The following is a 15,704-nucleotide window of genomic DNA, read 5'->3' as shown; positions in this document are numbered from 1 at the left end:
GGCGACCCGGAGCGCTAGTAGGCGCCCTTGCGGGCCACCACCACTCCGATGGTCCGCCACAGGATGCTCAGGTCGTACGCCAGCGACCAGTTGTCGACGTAGTAGAGGTCGAGCCGGACCGCCTCGTCCCAGGAGAGGTCGGAGCGACCGGAGACCTGCCAGAGCCCGGTGATGCCCGGCCGGACCAGCAGCCGGCGGCGGACGTCACCGAGGAAGTCACCGTCGTCGGCCGGCAGCGGGCGCGGCCCGACCAGCGACATCTCGCCCCAGAGCACGTTGATCAGCTGGGGCAGCTCGTCCAGCGAGGAGGCGCGCAGGAAGCGGCCCACCGGGAACACCCGCGGGTCCTGCTTGATCTTGAACAGCATGCCGTCGGTCTCGTTCTGGTCGACCAGGCTGGCCAGCCGCTCCTCGGCGTCGGTGTACATGGTGCGGAACTTCCAGACCCGGAAGGTCCGCCCCTCGTGCCCGACCCGGGGCTGCCGGAAGAAGACCGGCCCCCGATCCGAGATCCGGATGGCGATCGCGATCGCCAGGAAGAGCGGGATCAGCAGCACCAGGCCCAGCCCGGCGGCCACCCGGTCCATCACGTTCTTGATCAGCAGCGCCGGACCCGACAGGGTCGGCTCCTCGACGTGCAGCAGCGGCAGGCCCTCGATCGGGCGGATGTGCACCCGGGGGCCGGCGATGTCGGTGAGCTGGGGCGCGACCACCAGGTCGACGCCGGAGCCCTCGAGCTGCCAGGCCAGGCGGCGCAGCTCCCCCGGCTCCGCGCTGGCCGAACCGCAGACGGCGATGGTGTCCCCGCCGACCTCCCGGACCAGGGCGAGCACGTCCCGGCCGGCGTAGACCGGCACCGGGGTCTCCAGGCCGCGCGCGGCGGCGTACCCGTCGGTGAGGTGGATGGCCACCGGCACCAGGCCGGCGCCGGGGTTGCGGGTGACCGTGGTGTAGACCTCCAGGCACTCCGGCAGCGTGCCGACCAGCACCATCCGGTGCCCTGCCTGACCCGCCCGGCGCCGGACGACGTGCAGCAGGAAGCGGGCGACGAAGCGCTCCAGCAGGATCAGCACCAACGCGCCGAGCAGGGCGAAACCGACCGTGTATCGCGAAAGGTCGGTCTTGGTGGCGAAGGCGAGGAACGAGACCGTCGCGGCGACCGCGACGCCGCCGCGGATCACCCGCTTAAACTCGTCCGGCCCCAGACCGAGGTGGCGCCGGTCGTACGCCCGGTTGCCCCACAGGATGATCAGCCAGCCGAGCGGCAGCAGCACGAACGCCACGGTGTAGAACCAGGTGGGGTCTTCCTTGGCGTTGTAGAACCCGGCCCGGGCCTGGCCGAAGGCCTCCTGGGCGATCCAGTCGGCCACCACCACGGCGAGGAAGTCGAGCAGCAGCAGGATCGCCGTGTAGGGGCGGTGCCAGCGGGACACCCGGCGACGAGCGCGGGCCCACGCCGACCGGGGTACGCCGTTGTGCGACGGCGGAGTCGGCGGCTGGATCTCGAAGCTGTCGACGTGCCGCACGCTCTTGCTCCGGCCTGTGTTGGTTACCGGGCGCTGGAGGCTTGTCGTCACCTCAACCCATGTCCTCCCGCATGACGCGCGCCCTCACTCGCCGTGAGGACCCGGGTCGCCCACCGTCCCAGTCTCCCACGCGGGCCCGGTCGGGACGGCCCCCGGAGGGGAGATGCCGTCCGTTGGTGCTCGTGGGGATCTGGCCGGCTCCGTATCGGTTGTGAAGCCGGGGACCGAGCCACTATACCGATGGATGGCGGCCCCGGTAGAGGTGCAAGTGGGAGCTTCGGCGATCCGCGGCCGATTCCTCTCTGTAATCGCCGCGTGCAATTACTCACCGTACGAGTCGGGACAACCTTCGGTCAGCGAGCGGCTTGCCACCGGTCTGGCAGGTCGGGCAGTACTGGAGGCTGGAGTCGGCGAACGAGACCTCGCGCACCGTGTCGCCACAGACCGGACAGGGCAGCCCGGTCCGGGCGTGCACCTTCAGGCCGGAGCGCTTCTCCCCCTTCAGCTCGGCGGCCCGCTGCCCCATCGAGCGCCGGACCGCGTCGCCGAGCACCGCGCGGGTGGCCCCGTGCAGCGCGGCCAACTGGTCGTCGGTGAGCCGGTCGGTGATCGCGAACGGGGACAGCTTCGCCGCGTGCAGGATCTCGTCCGAGTACGCGTTGCCGACCCCGGCCAGCACCGCCTGGTCGGTCAGCACCCCCTTGACCTGGCCCCGCCGGCTGCGCAACCGCTCGGCGAAGGTGGCCAGGTCGGCGTCGAGCGCGTCCGGGCCCAGCTTCGCCACCCCGGGCACCTGCGCCGGGTCGGTCACCAGGTACGCGGCCAGCTTCTTCTGGGTGCCGGCCTCGGTCAGGTCGAAGCCGGAGCCGTCGTCGAGGCGTACCCGGACGGCGACCGGACCCTTGCCGGGACGCAGCGGGGCGGTCGACGGGAAGGCCTCCCGATAGTGCAGCCAGCCCGCCCGGGCCAGGTGGACCACCAGGTGCAGCCCGCCGTCGAACCGGACGTCCAGGAACTTGCCGTGCCGGCCGGCGCCCACCACCGCCCGCCCCGACACCGCGCTCGGCGGCGGGTCGTACGTCTTCAGGGCACTGATCGCGGCGACCTCGACGCGCTCGACACGCCGGCCCACCGCCCGCTCGCGCAGGTAGCCGGCGAGCGCTTCCACCTCCGGTAGTTCGGGCACCGTACAACGGTAGCCTTCTTTCCCGTGAGAATCGTGGTGGCGCACAACCGGTACCGGGAAGCCCAGCCCTCCGGCGAGAACACGATCGTCGACGCGGAGATCGCGCAGCTCACCGCGGCCGGGGTGGAGGTGCTGCCCTTCCTGCGCAGCTCCGACGAGATCCCCACCATGTCGAAGCCGGCCAAGGCCCTGCTGCCGATCTCCCCGATCTGGGCGCCGAAGGCCCAGCAGGACCTGGACCGGCTGCTCGCCGAGCACCGCCCCGACGTGCTGCACCTGCACAACCCGTACCCGCTGCTCTCGCCCTGGGTGGTGCGGACCGCGCACAAGCGCGGCGTGCCGGTGGTGCAGACGGTGCACAACTACCGGCAGGTCTGCTCCTCCGGGCTCTACTTCCGGGACGGGGTGATCTGCCAGGACTGCCGGGGCCGGGCGCTGGGCGTGCCGGCGATCGTGCACCGCTGCTACCGGGGCTCGCGGGCGCAGAGCGCCCTGATGGCCACCACCCTCGCCGTGCACCGCCCGACCTGGCGGTCGGTGGACCGGTTCATCGCGCTCACCACCGCGGTCGCCGACCACCTCCGCGACTACGGCATCCCGGACGAGCGGATCGTGGTCAAGCCCAACGCCGTTCCCGACCCGGGCACCCCGGCGCCGCCCGGCGACGGCTTCCTCTTCATGGGGCGGCTCAGCCCGGAGAAGGGGCTGGACCTGCTGCTGGAGGCGTGGCGGCGGCACCCGGTGGGCGCGCTGGGCCCGCTGCGGATCGCGGGTGACGGCGAGCTGCGCCCGCTGGCCGAGGCGGCCGCCGCCGAGCGGCCCGACGTGCGCTACCTGGGCCAGCTCGACCGGGCCGGGGTACGCGCCGCGCTGGCCGACAGCGCCGTGGTGCTCGCCACCTCCACCTGGCACGACGTGCTGCCGACCGTGATCATCGAGGCGCTGGCCAGCGGCCGGCCGGTGCTCGGCACCGCGCTCGGCGGGATCCCGTACCTGGTCGGCGCGGACACCCCCCGGGAGCCGGCCGGCACCGGGCCGGCCGAGGTGGCCTCCGCCGTCGCCGGGGACGCCGGCGGCCCGGCCATCCCCGACGGCATCGAGCGGGGCGAGGCCGGCTGGGTGGTGGCCCCGGATCCGGCCGCCCTGGCCGCCGCCCTGCCCGTGGCGAGGGCCGGTGCGGCGCGGCTCGCCCCGGCCGCCCGCGCCCGTTACGAGCGCACCTTCCACCCGGACGTGGTCACCAAGCGCCTCATCGACATCTACGCCGACGTCTCCCGGGCCGCGGCGTCTCGCTGACCCTCCGACCGACCCGCTCCCCGCCTCGCCGAGCCGTCCACCGTGAAGATCGCGCCCGATCCTGGAAACAGGGCCCTCGGCGCGAGCGGGATGCGACAACTTCCAGGATCGAGCACGATCTTGGGCCGCGGGGCGCGTGCGCGGGTGGTGTCAGCGGAGGGAGGCGCGGGCGGAGAAGGCGATGCTGGCGAGCAGGAAGCCACCGTTGACGACCGTGAAGGCGACGACCAGCCACACGGTCAGCGCCGGGGCGACGGCCAGCACCAGGCCCGCCAGGAAGATCACCGCGCCGTAGTCCCGGACCAGCTTCACCAGGCGTACCGGGAGCGAGGACGAGGTGACCATGCTGGCGGCGTTCGGGCCGGCCTGCATCACCGAGGTGACCAGATTGACCATCCAGGTGCCGGCGAAGATCGCCACCAGCCAGGTCGGCGTGGCCGGGCGTTGTGCCACGGCGGTCGCCCCGAGGGCGGCGACCAGAGCGATCTGGGCGGCCACGTCGCACAGCACGTCGACCCGGGCGCCCGCCGAGCTGCCCTGCCCGGTGACCCGGGCGAGTTGCCCGTCCGCGCAGTCCAGCGCGTACGCGATCTGCCACCCGACCAGGGCGACCAGCCCGACCGCCCAGGCCGGGACGTCGCCGGCGGCCACCGGGCCGGCGAGCGCGACCACGGTGACCGAGGCGGCCAGGCCGAGCACCAGGTTGGTGAGGGTCAGCGCGGTGGGGCGCAGCCCGAGCCGCTGGGCGACCATCGCGAAGACCGCCCCGATCCACTGGCTGATCGACTCGCTGAACAGGCCGCCGCCCCGGTTGACCCGGTGGAAGTCGGCGACCGTGGGCCGGGACGGGTCAGCCAAGGTCATCGCGAAGTTCATCGGCGTAATCTCCCAGCCGCCGGCGGGTCTCGTCGGGCGACATCGCAAGGTGTTCGAGGATGGTGTAGCGGTCCGGCCGAGTGGCTGGCGCATACTGCACCGCCTCGACGAACTGGGCGTCCGTCAGCCCCACGTCGGCGGGGAGCCGGGGCAGCCCGTGCCGCACCAGGCAGGACGACATCTCGGCAAACCGGCGCTCGTCGCCGCGCAGGAAGGTGCAGAAGAGCGCGCCGAGCCCGGCCAGCTCGCCGTGCGAGGCGGTGCCCGGGAAGAGCGCGTCGATGGCGTGCATGATCTCGTGGCAGCCGCCGCTGCAGGGACGGCTGGTGCCCTCGATCGCCATCGCCAGGCCGCTGGAGATCAGTGCCTCGGCGAGCACCGTGACGAAGGCGTCGTCGCTCATGTCGCCCGGGTGGTTGAGCACCGCCTCGGCGCCCGCTCGGGAGAGCGAGGCGGCCAGCCCGTCGAACGGCTCACCGCGTACCTCGCGGGCCAGCTCCCAGTCGGCCAGCGCGCTGATGTTGCTCACCACGTCGCCGACACCGGCCCGGTTGTGTCGCTCCGGGCCGGCTTCCACGAAGTCCAGGTCCACGATCACCGCGATCGGGATGTGCACCCCGTACGAGCCCTTGATCCCGTCGGTGATCAGGCTGGCGACCGGGGAGGCGATCCCGTCGTTGGCGAGGCTCGTCGCCACCGAGACCATCGGCAGGCCCCGGCGGGTCGCCGCGTACTTCGCCACGTCGATGGTCTTGCCGCCGCCGATGCCGACCACCGCGTCGTACGACCGGGCCCGGAGCTTGCCGCCGAGGTCGTCGGCGGCGTCCAGGCTGCCCCCGGCGACGGTGAACACATCGGCCGACCGCAGCGACGGGCGGACCAGGTCGGCGACCTTCTCCCCCTGTCCCGGCCCGACCACGACCGCGACGTCACCGCCGGCGGAGATCCGTCCGTCGGCGAGGATCGTGCCGAGGTCCGCCACCGCCCCCCGCCGCACGTCGATGTGCAGCGGAGTCAGCACGCTGCGGGCTAGTAGCGGCACGCGATCTCCCGCGCCCGAGCCAGGTCGGCGTGGTTGTCGACCTCGACCCAGGAGACGTCGCCGATCGGCGCCGCCCGCACCTCGCCGCCCCGGTCGGCGAACTCCTGGTAGCCGTCCTCGTAGTAGAGGTTCGGGTCGCGCCGCCAGGTCGCCTCTAGGGCGTCGGCGAGCGCGTCGGCCACCTGCGGCTCGATCAGGGTCGCGCCGATGTACTCCCCGTACGCCTCACCCGGGTCCATCAGCTTGGTGATCCGGGTGAGCTGGCCGGCCACGTCGAAGGTGGCCTTCATCTCCTCCTCGGCCAGCGGCTTGAGCGTGTCGACGGCCAGCAGGACGGCCGGCCCGCGCTCGGCCAGCAGGGTCTTCTCCACGCTCACCGGGTGCACGGTGTCGCCGTTGACCAGCAGCACGCCCCGGGAGAAGTGCTCCTGGGCCAGCCAGAGCGAGTACGCGTTGTTCCACTCCTCGGCCTTGTCGTTGTGCACGAGGGTGATCTTGACGCCGTACTTCTCCTCCAGCGCCGCCTGCCGCTGCCGCACCGCGTCCGCCGCGTAGCCGACCACGATCACGATCTCGGTCAGGCCCACCTCGGCGAGGTTGCGCAGCGCGATGTCGAGGATGGTGATCTCCCCGTCCACCGGCACCAGCGCCTTCGGCAGGGTGTCGGTGTACGGGCGCAGCCGACGCCCCGCACCGGCCGCGAGCACCATCCCGATCATGCCGAAGCCCTCCCCACGACTGACACACGGTCATCGTGGAGGATAGCGTCACCGCTCGGCAGCGCTCCGGCCAACCGGTGTTGGCCGGTCGTTCAGCGAGCAAGTGCCGCGTGAGCTGGTATTATGCGCGGCCGGTCACCGGCCGATCGCGTGCAGCGCCGCGAAGGCCTCCTCGGCGATCCGCCGGATCAGCCCGTCGTTGACCCCGCGGTGCTCGTCGAGCACGCCGAGGTCCCGCTCCGCCAGCCAGCGGAACTCGGTGTGCTTCCCCACCTCCAGCTGGGGCCGGTCCAGGTCGCCGTCCACTCGGACCAGGAAGTCGGTCTCCACCCGCGCCAACCCGTCGTCGGCGGTGTAGCGGTATTCGCCGACCAGGCCGAGCACCTGCGAGACCCGCCAGCCGGTCTCCTCGGTGACCTCGCGGTGGAGCGCGTCCGCCACCTCCTCGCCCGGTTCGAGGTGGCCGCCGACGATGTCCCAGCAGTTGGGGAAGAGGCGCCGCTCGGGCGACCGGCGCTGGAAGAAGAGGCGACCGTCGTCGTCCACGATCAGCGCGCCGGCGCAGCGGAGGGGCTCGGTGGGCATGCCACGACAGTAGCGATCGGGACCGCCCGGGGGCGATGGTGGCCTTGTCCCGGTACGCATCGATGGTCCACCATGTCCGTACCGAGGCCACCGTCCCATAGGGGTGATGCGTGATGCAGGTTCGGGAAGCGATGTCCAGTGAGGTTCTCGTGGTCGGCCCGGAGCACACGCTCCGCCAGGCGGCCCGGATGATGTCGGCCCGCCGTGTCGGGTCGGCGGTCGTGATCGACCCGGACTCCGAAGGGGTCGGGATCATGACCGAACGCGACGTGCTCAACGCGATCGGCGCCGGGCTCGACCCGGACGTCGAACGTACCGGAGCCCACCTGACCTGGGACGTCGTCTACGCCGGCCCGGACTGGACGGTGGAGGAGGCGGCGGTGGCCATGGCCCGCGGCGGCTTCCGGCACCTGGTGGTGCTCGACGGCCGGGAGGTGGCCGGGGTGATCTCCGTCCGCGACCTGATGCGGGTCTGGGCGCGGGAGCACGCCGCCGCGACGGTCTGAGCCGACGACGGAGACGACGATGGCCCGGCCGAAACGGCCGGGCCATCGTCCTGTGGTGCCTCAGGTCACGGGCCGACGAAGACGGCGGTGGCCCGCCAGTCCACCTTGTCCACACCCGGACCGCTGCGCACGGTGGCCGAGCCGGTCGGCGCGCCGCCCGACCAGGCCATCGAGGAGAGGTTGCCAGTGCCCCGGGAGACCACGTAGAGCGTGTCGCCGTCCAGGAACATGCCACCCGCGTCACCGAAGGCCGTCGTGCCCGCGACGGCGGTCCGCTCCGCCCCGACGGTGCCGGTGTCCGGCGAGAACCCGCGCCAGAACAGGGTGCTCTGGCCGGCCAGGGTGTAGTAGAGCCGGCCACCGGTGTAGAACATGCCGGTCAGGTTCGCCATGTCCGCGGAGAAGTCCGACGCCATGCCGGCGTACGTCTGCCCCTCAGGGGCGGAGCCGGTCGTCAGCGTGTCCCACGTCGCGTCGTGGTACGGGTCCAGCTTCTTCGGGGTGCCGAAGGTGCTGCCGTCGAACGACCGGCGGTACAGGTCACCGTTCACCCCGTAGAAGAGGTCGCCGCCGACCCAGAACGCGCCCTTGACCGTCGACCACTTGGTGCCGTCGGAGTTCGCGACCGAGGTGGCCGAGCCGACCGCGGTCGCCCCGTCGTACGACCGCTTGGTCACGGTGTCCAGGGCGGCCCCGGACGGCACCGGCGGCAGCTGGACGATCTCGATGCCCTGGATGAGCGGGTTCTCCACCGAGCGGCCGAAGTCGATGTCCACGTTGCCGTCGCTGGTGAGCGTGAACGCCCGCATGATGCCCCGGTTGGTGCCGCCGGCGGCGGCGACCGGGTCGAAGTTGTTCAGCTTGAGCACACCGTCGACGCTCACGTTGAACTTCCGCGCGCCGACCGTCCCGGTCTTGGCGTACCGGTTGGCCAGGTAGAGCCGGACCTGGATGGGGGTGCCCGCCGGGACCGGGAAGTCCCACTGCATGTCCGGGGCGGTCGCCAGGTCCCAGCGCTCGGTGTTGAACAGGGCAATCGGCGTACCGGCGGGCACGGTCGCGTCGACCGTCGCGTTGGTGGCGTAGTTGGTGACGTTGCTGCCGTCGTTGTGATACTGGCTCGGCGCGGCCACGCTGTCGGTGGCCCAGGCCGGCCCGCTGGCGGCGGCCAGCTCCGGGCCGCCCGCGTTGACCCGGTAGAGCACGTCCGACGCGGCGGGCGTCGGGGCGGTCTTGACGATCTCGATGCCCTGGACCAGCGGGTTCTCCACCACCCGGCCGAAGTCGATGTCCACGACACCGTCGCTGACCACGGAGAACGACCGCATGGTGCCGCGGTCGGTGCCGCCGGCGGCGACGACCGGGTCGATGTTGTTCAGCTTGAGCACGCCGTCGATGCTGACGTTGAACTTCCGCGCGCCGATCGCCGAGGTGCCGGCGTACCGGTTGGCGAAGTAGAGCCGGACGTCGACCCGGGTGCCGGCCGCGACCGGGATGTCCCACTGCATGTCCGGGGCGGTCGACGCGTCCCAGCGCTCGCTGTTGAACAGCGTCGCCGGGGTGCCCGCCGGCACGGTCGAGTCGAACGTGGCGTTGGTCACGTACGTCTTGGTGTTGCTGCCCGCGTTGTGCAGCGGGCTGGGCGCGGTGGCGGTGTCGCCGGCCCAGTCCGGGCCGCCGTCGGTCGCGGGGATCGCCGGGCCACCGGCGTTGATCCGGTGAAGCACCTCGGTCTGCGCCGCACGGCCGGCCTGGTAGATGTCACCGGGCAGGCCCTTGGTGCTGGTCGAGTGTGGAGCGCTGCCACCGTCCAGCGGGAAGAACGCGAGCTTCGCGCGCTTGTACTTGAAGTCGGGACCGATCCAGTCCTGGTCGCTGCCGATCCAGAGGCCCTCCGAGGTCACCAGCATCTCGGTGACGCCGTAGCCGCGCGGGTGGCGGCCCGGGTTCCAGGACAGCGGCAGGCCGCTGATTGGGTCCAGGGCGGCGATGCTGGCCCGGCCCACCGCGCCCGGCGCCGCCTTGTCGCGGCCCAGCGAGTTGTTGAGCCAGCGGAAGTGACCGCCGACGTAGACGGCCTTCTCGCTGACGCCGACCGAGAGGAAGGTGTCGCCGCCGCTGTAGTTGACCCAGGTGGGCTGCTGGCCGTTGCCGGTGGCGGAGGTCTCCCAGCGGGCGGCCGCGTCGCAGAGCGTGCCGGGGTACGCCGCGCCGGTGGTCACCACCACGAAGTACTTGCCGTCCGGGGAGAACGCCACGTCCCGGACGTACGAGTCGAACGACGTGTAGCGGCAGGCCGCCGAGTAGCGGTCGGTGTTCCAGTCGGCGATGGTCGCGGAGGTGTCGCCCAGGTTGATCCGGACGATCTGGTCGTGGACGACCCCGTTGGCCTTCTTGAAGTTGCCGATGACGACCAGCTGCTTGCCGTCCGGCGAGACCGTCAGCTTCTCGGTGCCGACGCCCGCCTTGGCGCCGCCGTTGGTGCTGGTCCAGTTGTGGTTCTCGGTCAGCGCCACGGTGAGGTAGTCGTCGACCGCGCCCGTCGTGGCGTTCAGCGAGGCCAGCCCGTTGCGGGTGACCCCGGTGGTGCTGGTGAAGATGCCGCCGACCAGGAGCCGGTCGCCGACGAGCGCGATGTCCTTGACCGTGCCGTTGAACACCGGGTTCTTGAAGCCGGTGACCACACTGCCGTCCGCGACGTTGAGCAGGACCAGCTTGCGGTAGTTGCTGCCGTTCACCTTGTTGAACGTGCCGGCCAGGTAGACGGTGCCCGGAGTCGGTCCGGCGATGATCGCGGTGACGTCCGCCGGGTCGTCGGCGGTCGCGCCCTCCAGCACCGGCGCGAAGGAGTTGTCGATCTTGCCGGTGGCCTTGTCGAAGGCGAGCACGTACTTGCGGGTGACCTCGGTGGTCTGCTGGCCGCGGTCCTGCGCCTTGGTGAACGAACCACCCACGATGACCTTGTCGCCCGCGTCGTAGATGGCGACCACGTTGCCGTCGTTGATGTTCGGCGTCTTGTCGGTCGGCACCTCGCCGACCATCGTGCTGTGGTCCGGCGCGGGAGCCGCGAGCGCGGGGGCGGTGAGCCCGGGGGCGGGGGTGAACAGGGTGGCGATGCCGAGGGCGGCGGCGCCGAGTGCGGACACCGAGCGGTGTCTCAGTATCGAGGAAGCCACAGGCAACTCCGGGTGAAGGTCGGAGGCGCTGCGGTCAGGGCCGGGAACCGACGCGGGGTGGGGCGTACGTTCGGCCGACCGCAGGCGTGAGAGCAATACCTTCTCTCATCCGGCCTCGGTACGTCCACCCGGGACCACCCTTTTTGACCAAGGAAGTGCCGGAGCTCGCACGAAAAGACGAGGGACGATCACCGGGCCGGCGCCGACGGCGGCCCGGACGAGACGGTCAGGTCGGGCGGCGGCGGGCTGAAGTACGGGTCGGTCGCCAGCTCGCGGAACACCGCCGCGCTCTCCGGGTCGTTGCCGAACGTGCTGTCGTACAGCGGCTTCGTGGTCTGCTTGGCCGCGAAGTAGAGCGCCGCCTTGATCTGCGGGTGCTTCTTGAGGTAGGGCCGGACCTCGCGCAGCCAGTCGGCTCGCTGGCCGGGCCGACCCTCCTGGGTGAGGCCGAACTCGCCGATCACCACCGGCCGAGGGTGCTTCTGGGCGAAGGCCATGAAGTGGTCCATCCGGTCGGCGAAACTGTTCCACTCCGGGCTGGGGTAGACGTCGGCGCAGAGCCAGTCCACCTGGTCGTCGCCGGGGTAGTAGGCGGCGGCGTCCCGGTCGGCCTCGGCGAAGCCGTCCGCGTGCGGGCACCACACCCAGGCCGCGTTGGCGACGCCGACCTCCGTGAAGATGGCCCGGACGTGCTTCCAGGCGGCGACGTAGTCCTCCGGGGAGTGCATGCTGGCGGCCAGGTTCGGCCGGTCCATCTCCCACCGGTAGCGGAGCAGCACCGGCACGCCGAACGCCTTGACGTCCTCGGCGCGCTGGCGAATCAGCGAGTCGTAGATGCCGCTGACCGTGGACCGGGTGTCCGTGCCGCCCCAGGAGATCATCTGGAGCTTCCCCTGGGCCTGGAAGGCCCGCTCGGTGGCGCCCGGGAAGGCCTCGTTCCACTCGTGGAACATGTGCGCCATGGTCAGCTTGCCGCCGGCCGCCTGGTTGAACTCGTCGAGCGCGGTCGTGCGTCCGGTCGCGTTGTGGAACTGCGGCTTGACCCACGCGCCGAGCCAGGCGCCCCGCTTCGGCAGCTCCGGCCCGCGCCCGGTGGTCCGCACCGGAGCGGTGCGGGGCTCCACCGAGGGGGGCGGTGCCGCCACCGTCGTCGGCCGGTCCGATCGGTCGGCCGGCCCGGCGTCACAGGCCGTCACCGTGGGCCAGACAAGGGCCAGGGCGAACATGACTGCCGTCGTGCGTCGTAACCGTCGTACCAACGCAACCTCTCCCCGGGGTGGTCGCCGGCCCCACGGTCGGCGGCCCCGGCGGCCCGCGTCAGCGGGACGGCGCGCCGGGGCGGGCGGACAACCCCTGGCACTCTACCGATGCGACCGCTGTCACGGGGTGTAGCCGAGTTGGCTGAGCAGCGGCTCGGCCTGGCCGAGGACGTCGGCGAGGTCCTGCTCGCTCAGCCGCTTGCGCCAGCGGCCGACCGAGTCCGGGCGGGCCTTCCCGAAGCGCGCGTGCAACGCCTGCCGGCCCTCCGGGTCCGTCACCTCCAGGAAGTCGGCCACCACCTCGGCCGCCTCCGCGGGACGGCTGACGATGTCCTCGTAGCGCAGGTGGCGGACCCGCTCGGCGGGCAGCTCGGCGAGCTGGGCCAGGGCGCTGCCGGTGAACCGGCGCCACATCCAGGCCGAGCGGCCCAGGTCGGAGACCTGGGTGAACTCCTCGTGCCGCTCCGGTTCCACCCAGAACCGCGGTGCCGCACCCCACGCCGTACCGCCCCGGCCGCTCTTTCCGCTGCCCGTCGAGGCCGCGTTCAGCCACGGCTGCTCGGCGTGCGAGACCGCGACGTCCCGGCCGTCCCGGTAGACGTGCAGGAAGACCGCGTCCGGGAAGACCTCGGTCAGGAACGGCACGATGAAGCAGTTCTCCGGGTCCTTCTCGGCGAACCGGAGGCCGCCGTGGCCGGACGCGGCGAGCAGCGCCCCGTAGTAGCCGCGGAAGTAGCGGGCCGCCCGCTGCGGGGTCCAGCTGCCCTCGTACACGCAGCGGGCCACCGCCTTGGTCAGCCGCGGCTCGAAGTGGTAGGAGACCTCCGGCAGCGCCCCGACGCAGCTGCCCAGGAAGGTGGTGCCGGAGCGGGGCGCGCCCAGAATGAAGATCGGCCGGTCCACCCGGAGGCTGAGCTTGCGGTTGCCGGCCTCCACCGGCCGTTCCAGCTCCCGGCGCTCCTTGCGGTCCGCGAGCAGACCGACGGCGGCGAGCTTCGCGGCCTTGACGGCGGACAGGCCGGTGTGCGGGGCGAGGGGCGTGCTGCTGGTCATCGGTGTCCCATCGGTACGCAGGGGCAGGTCAGGACTGGGCGGCCGGGGTCGCGCCGGTGCTCTTCCGGCCGCGCCGCAGCGCGCGGAGCGCGTCGAGGTGCAGGGCGGCCCGCCAGCGCCAGGCGCCGGCCAGGTACGCCGCCGCGCCGACCACCGTCAACCCGGCGAGCACCGGCGCCGGGGCGCCGAGCAGGCTGGCCGCCCCGAGCGGCAGGCCGAAGCAGCCGACGGCCAGGGCCATCGCGGCCCGGGTGCCGCGCCCGAACGGGTGCAGCCGCAGCGACCACCAGAGCTGGCCCAGCGGCACCAGGTTGGTGACCAGGATGGACGCGGTCCAGGCCAGGGCGGCGCCGAGGATGCCGTACACCGGGATGAGCGCGACGTTGGCCACCACGTTGAGCACCGTGCCGGCCATCGCGTTGTAGAAGGTCCACGCCGTGCGCCCGGCCATGTTGAGCACCATGTCCACCATGCCGCAGCCGGTCGCCACCAGCATGGTCAGCGCGAGCAGCAGCACCACCGGGCGGCCGGCCCCGTAGCCGGAGCCGAACAGCGCCAGCATGGGCCCGGCGAACGCGGCGAAGACGAGGTAGGCCGGCCAGGCGAGCAGCACCAGCCAGCCGGTGGCCGCCTGGTAGAGCTGCCGTGCCTCGGCCCGGTCGTCCCGGGCGAACGCGGCGGCCAGCCGGTGCTGGACCGAGCTGGACAGGGCGACGCTGGAGAGCTGGCCGAGGGCGAGGAAGCGGGTCGCCGCGGTGTAGACCGCCGCGTCGGCCGGCCCCCGCAGCGCGCTGAGCAGCACGATGTCCAGCCGCTGCACGACGATCGCGGCCAGGCTGCTCAGCGCGCGCGGCCCGGTGAACCGCCAGAACGGGCCGGCCAGCTCGCCCACCGGCACCGGACGGGCGACGCGCCGTCCGGCGCGGCGGACCAGCCGGCCCAGCCAGACCACCGCCACCGCGGCGGCGAGCAGGTACGGCACCGCCCAGGCCAGCGGCAGCGCGGACGTGGCGGAGAGACCGAGCCAGGCGGCCACCGCCACCGCCACGACCTGCACCAGCGTGCGGCCGAGCCGTTCCACGGTGAGCAGGGGCCGCATCTGGCCGAAGCCCCGGCAGGCGGCGAGGGCGTAGTCGTTGAGCGCGGCCAGCGGCACGAAGGCCAGCAGGATGCGCAGCGCGGTCACCGCGTCCGGACCGGCCTCCGGCATGGTGGCCGCGGCGAGCGCCGGGGCGGCCAGCCAGCCGGCCACGCCGAGCAGCGCCCCGACGGCCAGCACCGGCAGCAGGCCGGCCAGCACCGTGCCGCGGATCCGCTCACGCTGGTCGAGGGCCCGGTACCGGCTGACGAAGTAGACCGTCCCCACGTCGGTGCCGAGCCGGGCGGCCGACGCAGCGATCATGAACGCGCTGGTGGCGGCGAAGAACATGCCCGCCTCGCGGACCGACCAGCCCCGGGTGATGACGATGTTCAGGCCGAAGCCGGCGACCGCGGCGAGGCCGACCCCGACCAGGTTGGCGAAGCCCTGGCGGGCGGCGCCGCCCAGACCGGCGCCCGCACCGGGTCCGCCGGCCGGTGCGGTCCGCGTCGCGGTGGCGCCGCCGTCCGTCCGGGTCACCGCCGCCACGACGGCACGCGTCCCCACCAGGTGGCCAGCCGCTCGTCGTACGGGGCGAAGTGCGCCTCCAGCCGGGCCCGCAGCTCCGGCGACATCGGCGACCGCGAACGCGAGTTGTGCTTGCCGAAGGAGATGTCCGCCCAGCGGGGCAGGCCGAGGAAGTCGCAGACCGCGTCGAAGGCCGGGCGCGGGTCGGCGAAGAAGTCGTCGCTGTCGATGACGTGCAGCCGCTCCCGGCCGACCAGCGCCTCGAGCCGCTCCAGCTGCTCGATGTACCGCCCCCGGGCCAGGTACGCGTTGTGCTGGAGGTGGTGGCTGGCGTACTTCGGGTCGGCGGTCATCCGCTCCCGCTCGCCGGCCGTCCGCTCCTCCTCCAGCGCCAGCGCCCGCTCGAACGACGACTCGGTCTCGTAGCCCCGGGCCAGCTCGTGCGAGTGCGCCGAGTAGGCCCGCTCCACCGGGTCCCGGAGCAGCACCAGCAGCTTCACCGACGGCAGGTCCTTGGCGATCCGCTGCCCGGCCAGCGGGTGGAACATGTAGTACGGGCTCGACTCGCCGGTGATCCCGCGTACGCCGAGCTGCTCCCGGACCGCCTCCGCCTTCGCGGTGGTGGGGAAGTGGCCGAGGTACCAGCCCATGCCCCGGTGGTAGTCCATGTCGAAGTAGTGCACGCCCTTGTGGTAGGCCGGCGGCAGCACCCCGGGGTGCTGCGAGAGCGTCTTGAACAGCGAGGTGGTGCCGCAGCGCTGCGCCCCCACGATCAGGAATCCGGGCACCATCCGCGAACCGGCGGTCAACCGACCGACCGTCCGGCTCACCGACTTCACCGCACGGAGCGCCTGCTCCCTGGCCAGCGTCACGT

General features: G+C 72.6%; 13 protein-coding genes. 2 read left to right on the top strand and 11 right to left on the bottom strand.

Annotation, left to right across the window (positions count from 1 at the left end; translation table 11 throughout):
• Nucleotides 1–14 precede the first annotated feature (14 nt).
• Together ACY34I_RS02490 and ACY34I_RS02485 are read right to left on the bottom strand one after the other, a co-directional pair.
• Complete coding sequence (locus tag ACY34I_RS02490) at nucleotides 15–1,526, bottom strand: sugar transferase (protein ID WP_148797936.1); 1,512 nt, start codon at nucleotides 1,524–1,526, stop codon at nucleotides 15–17.
• Between the two features lie 325 nt (nucleotides 1,527–1,851).
• Nucleotides 1,852–2,712, bottom strand: a complete 861-nt coding sequence (locus ACY34I_RS02485) for an Fpg/Nei family DNA glycosylase (protein ID WP_462752042.1) — start codon at nucleotides 2,710–2,712, stop codon at nucleotides 1,852–1,854.
• Between the two features lie 24 nt (nucleotides 2,713–2,736).
• Here ACY34I_RS02485 and ACY34I_RS02480 point away from each other — a divergent pair, with 24 nt between their 5' ends.
• Nucleotides 2,737–4,008, top strand: a complete 1,272-nt coding sequence (locus ACY34I_RS02480; protein ID WP_462752040.1) for a glycosyltransferase family 4 protein — start codon at nucleotides 2,737–2,739, stop codon at nucleotides 4,006–4,008.
• Between the two features lie 150 nt (nucleotides 4,009–4,158).
• Here the strand turns inward: ACY34I_RS02480 and ACY34I_RS02475 are convergent, their stop codons facing one another.
• From ACY34I_RS02475 to ACY34I_RS02460, 4 genes are all read right to left on the bottom strand, one after another.
• Nucleotides 4,159–4,884: a CDP-alcohol phosphatidyltransferase family protein gene (locus ACY34I_RS02475; RefSeq protein WP_462752038.1), complete on the bottom strand. Its 726-nt coding sequence runs from the start codon at nucleotides 4,882–4,884 to the stop codon at nucleotides 4,159–4,161.
• Nucleotides 4,859–5,926, bottom strand: a complete 1,068-nt coding sequence (locus ACY34I_RS02470; RefSeq protein WP_462752036.1) for an iron-containing alcohol dehydrogenase family protein — start codon at nucleotides 5,924–5,926, stop codon at nucleotides 4,859–4,861. Before ACY34I_RS02470 ends, ACY34I_RS02475 begins: the two co-directional genes overlap by 26 nt.
• The gene (locus tag ACY34I_RS02465; protein ID WP_462752034.1) at nucleotides 5,914–6,645 is read right to left on the bottom strand and encodes a phosphocholine cytidylyltransferase family protein; all 732 of its coding nucleotides are present in this window, start codon (nucleotides 6,643–6,645) and stop codon (nucleotides 5,914–5,916) included. Before ACY34I_RS02465 ends, ACY34I_RS02470 begins: the two co-directional genes overlap by 13 nt.
• Before the next feature lie 135 nt (nucleotides 6,646–6,780).
• On the bottom strand, nucleotides 6,781–7,230 hold the full coding sequence (locus ACY34I_RS02460; RefSeq protein WP_462752032.1) for an NUDIX domain-containing protein: 450 nt from the start codon (nucleotides 7,228–7,230) through the stop codon (nucleotides 6,781–6,783).
• A 113-nt stretch (nucleotides 7,231–7,343) separates the two neighbouring features.
• Here ACY34I_RS02460 and ACY34I_RS02455 point away from each other — a divergent pair, with 113 nt between their 5' ends.
• On the top strand, nucleotides 7,344–7,736 hold the full coding sequence (locus ACY34I_RS02455; RefSeq protein WP_148797929.1) for a CBS domain-containing protein: 393 nt from the start codon (nucleotides 7,344–7,346) through the stop codon (nucleotides 7,734–7,736).
• A 65-nt stretch (nucleotides 7,737–7,801) separates the two neighbouring features.
• On the opposite strand, the gene ACY34I_RS02450 is transcribed toward ACY34I_RS02455, so the two are convergent.
• The 5 genes from ACY34I_RS02450 to ACY34I_RS02430 all read right to left on the bottom strand — a co-directional run bounded on the left by ACY34I_RS02450 (nucleotide 7,802) and on the right by ACY34I_RS02430 (nucleotide 15,702).
• Nucleotides 7,802–10,912, bottom strand: a complete 3,111-nt coding sequence (locus ACY34I_RS02450) for a malectin domain-containing carbohydrate-binding protein (RefSeq protein WP_462752029.1) — start codon at nucleotides 10,910–10,912, stop codon at nucleotides 7,802–7,804.
• Nucleotides 10,913–11,100: 188 nt separating this feature from the next.
• Nucleotides 11,101–12,138 (bottom strand): glycoside hydrolase family 26 protein, encoded by a 1,038-nt coding sequence (locus ACY34I_RS02445; protein ID WP_462752027.1) that lies wholly within the window; start codon nucleotides 12,136–12,138, stop codon nucleotides 11,101–11,103.
• 153 nt (nucleotides 12,139–12,291) lie between these two features.
• Complete coding sequence (locus ACY34I_RS02440; RefSeq protein WP_462752025.1) at nucleotides 12,292–13,224, bottom strand: sulfotransferase family protein; 933 nt, start codon at nucleotides 13,222–13,224, stop codon at nucleotides 12,292–12,294.
• A 28-nt stretch (nucleotides 13,225–13,252) separates the two neighbouring features.
• Entirely contained in the window at nucleotides 13,253–14,842 is a 1,590-nt protein-coding gene (locus tag ACY34I_RS02435; protein WP_462752023.1) for a lipopolysaccharide biosynthesis protein, read from the bottom strand.
• Nucleotides 14,839–15,702 carry a sulfotransferase family protein gene (locus ACY34I_RS02430; RefSeq protein ID WP_462752021.1) on the bottom strand — a complete coding sequence of 288 codons (864 nt, stop codon included), beginning with the start codon at nucleotides 15,700–15,702 and terminating at the stop codon, nucleotides 14,839–14,841. Before ACY34I_RS02430 ends, ACY34I_RS02435 begins: the two co-directional genes overlap by 4 nt.
• Nucleotides 15,703–15,704: the final 2 nt, after the last annotated feature.

It is taken from the genome of Micromonospora sp. RTBAU3-60, from assembly GCF_054963695.1.
This window is presented reverse-complemented; position numbering and strand designations above follow the sequence as displayed.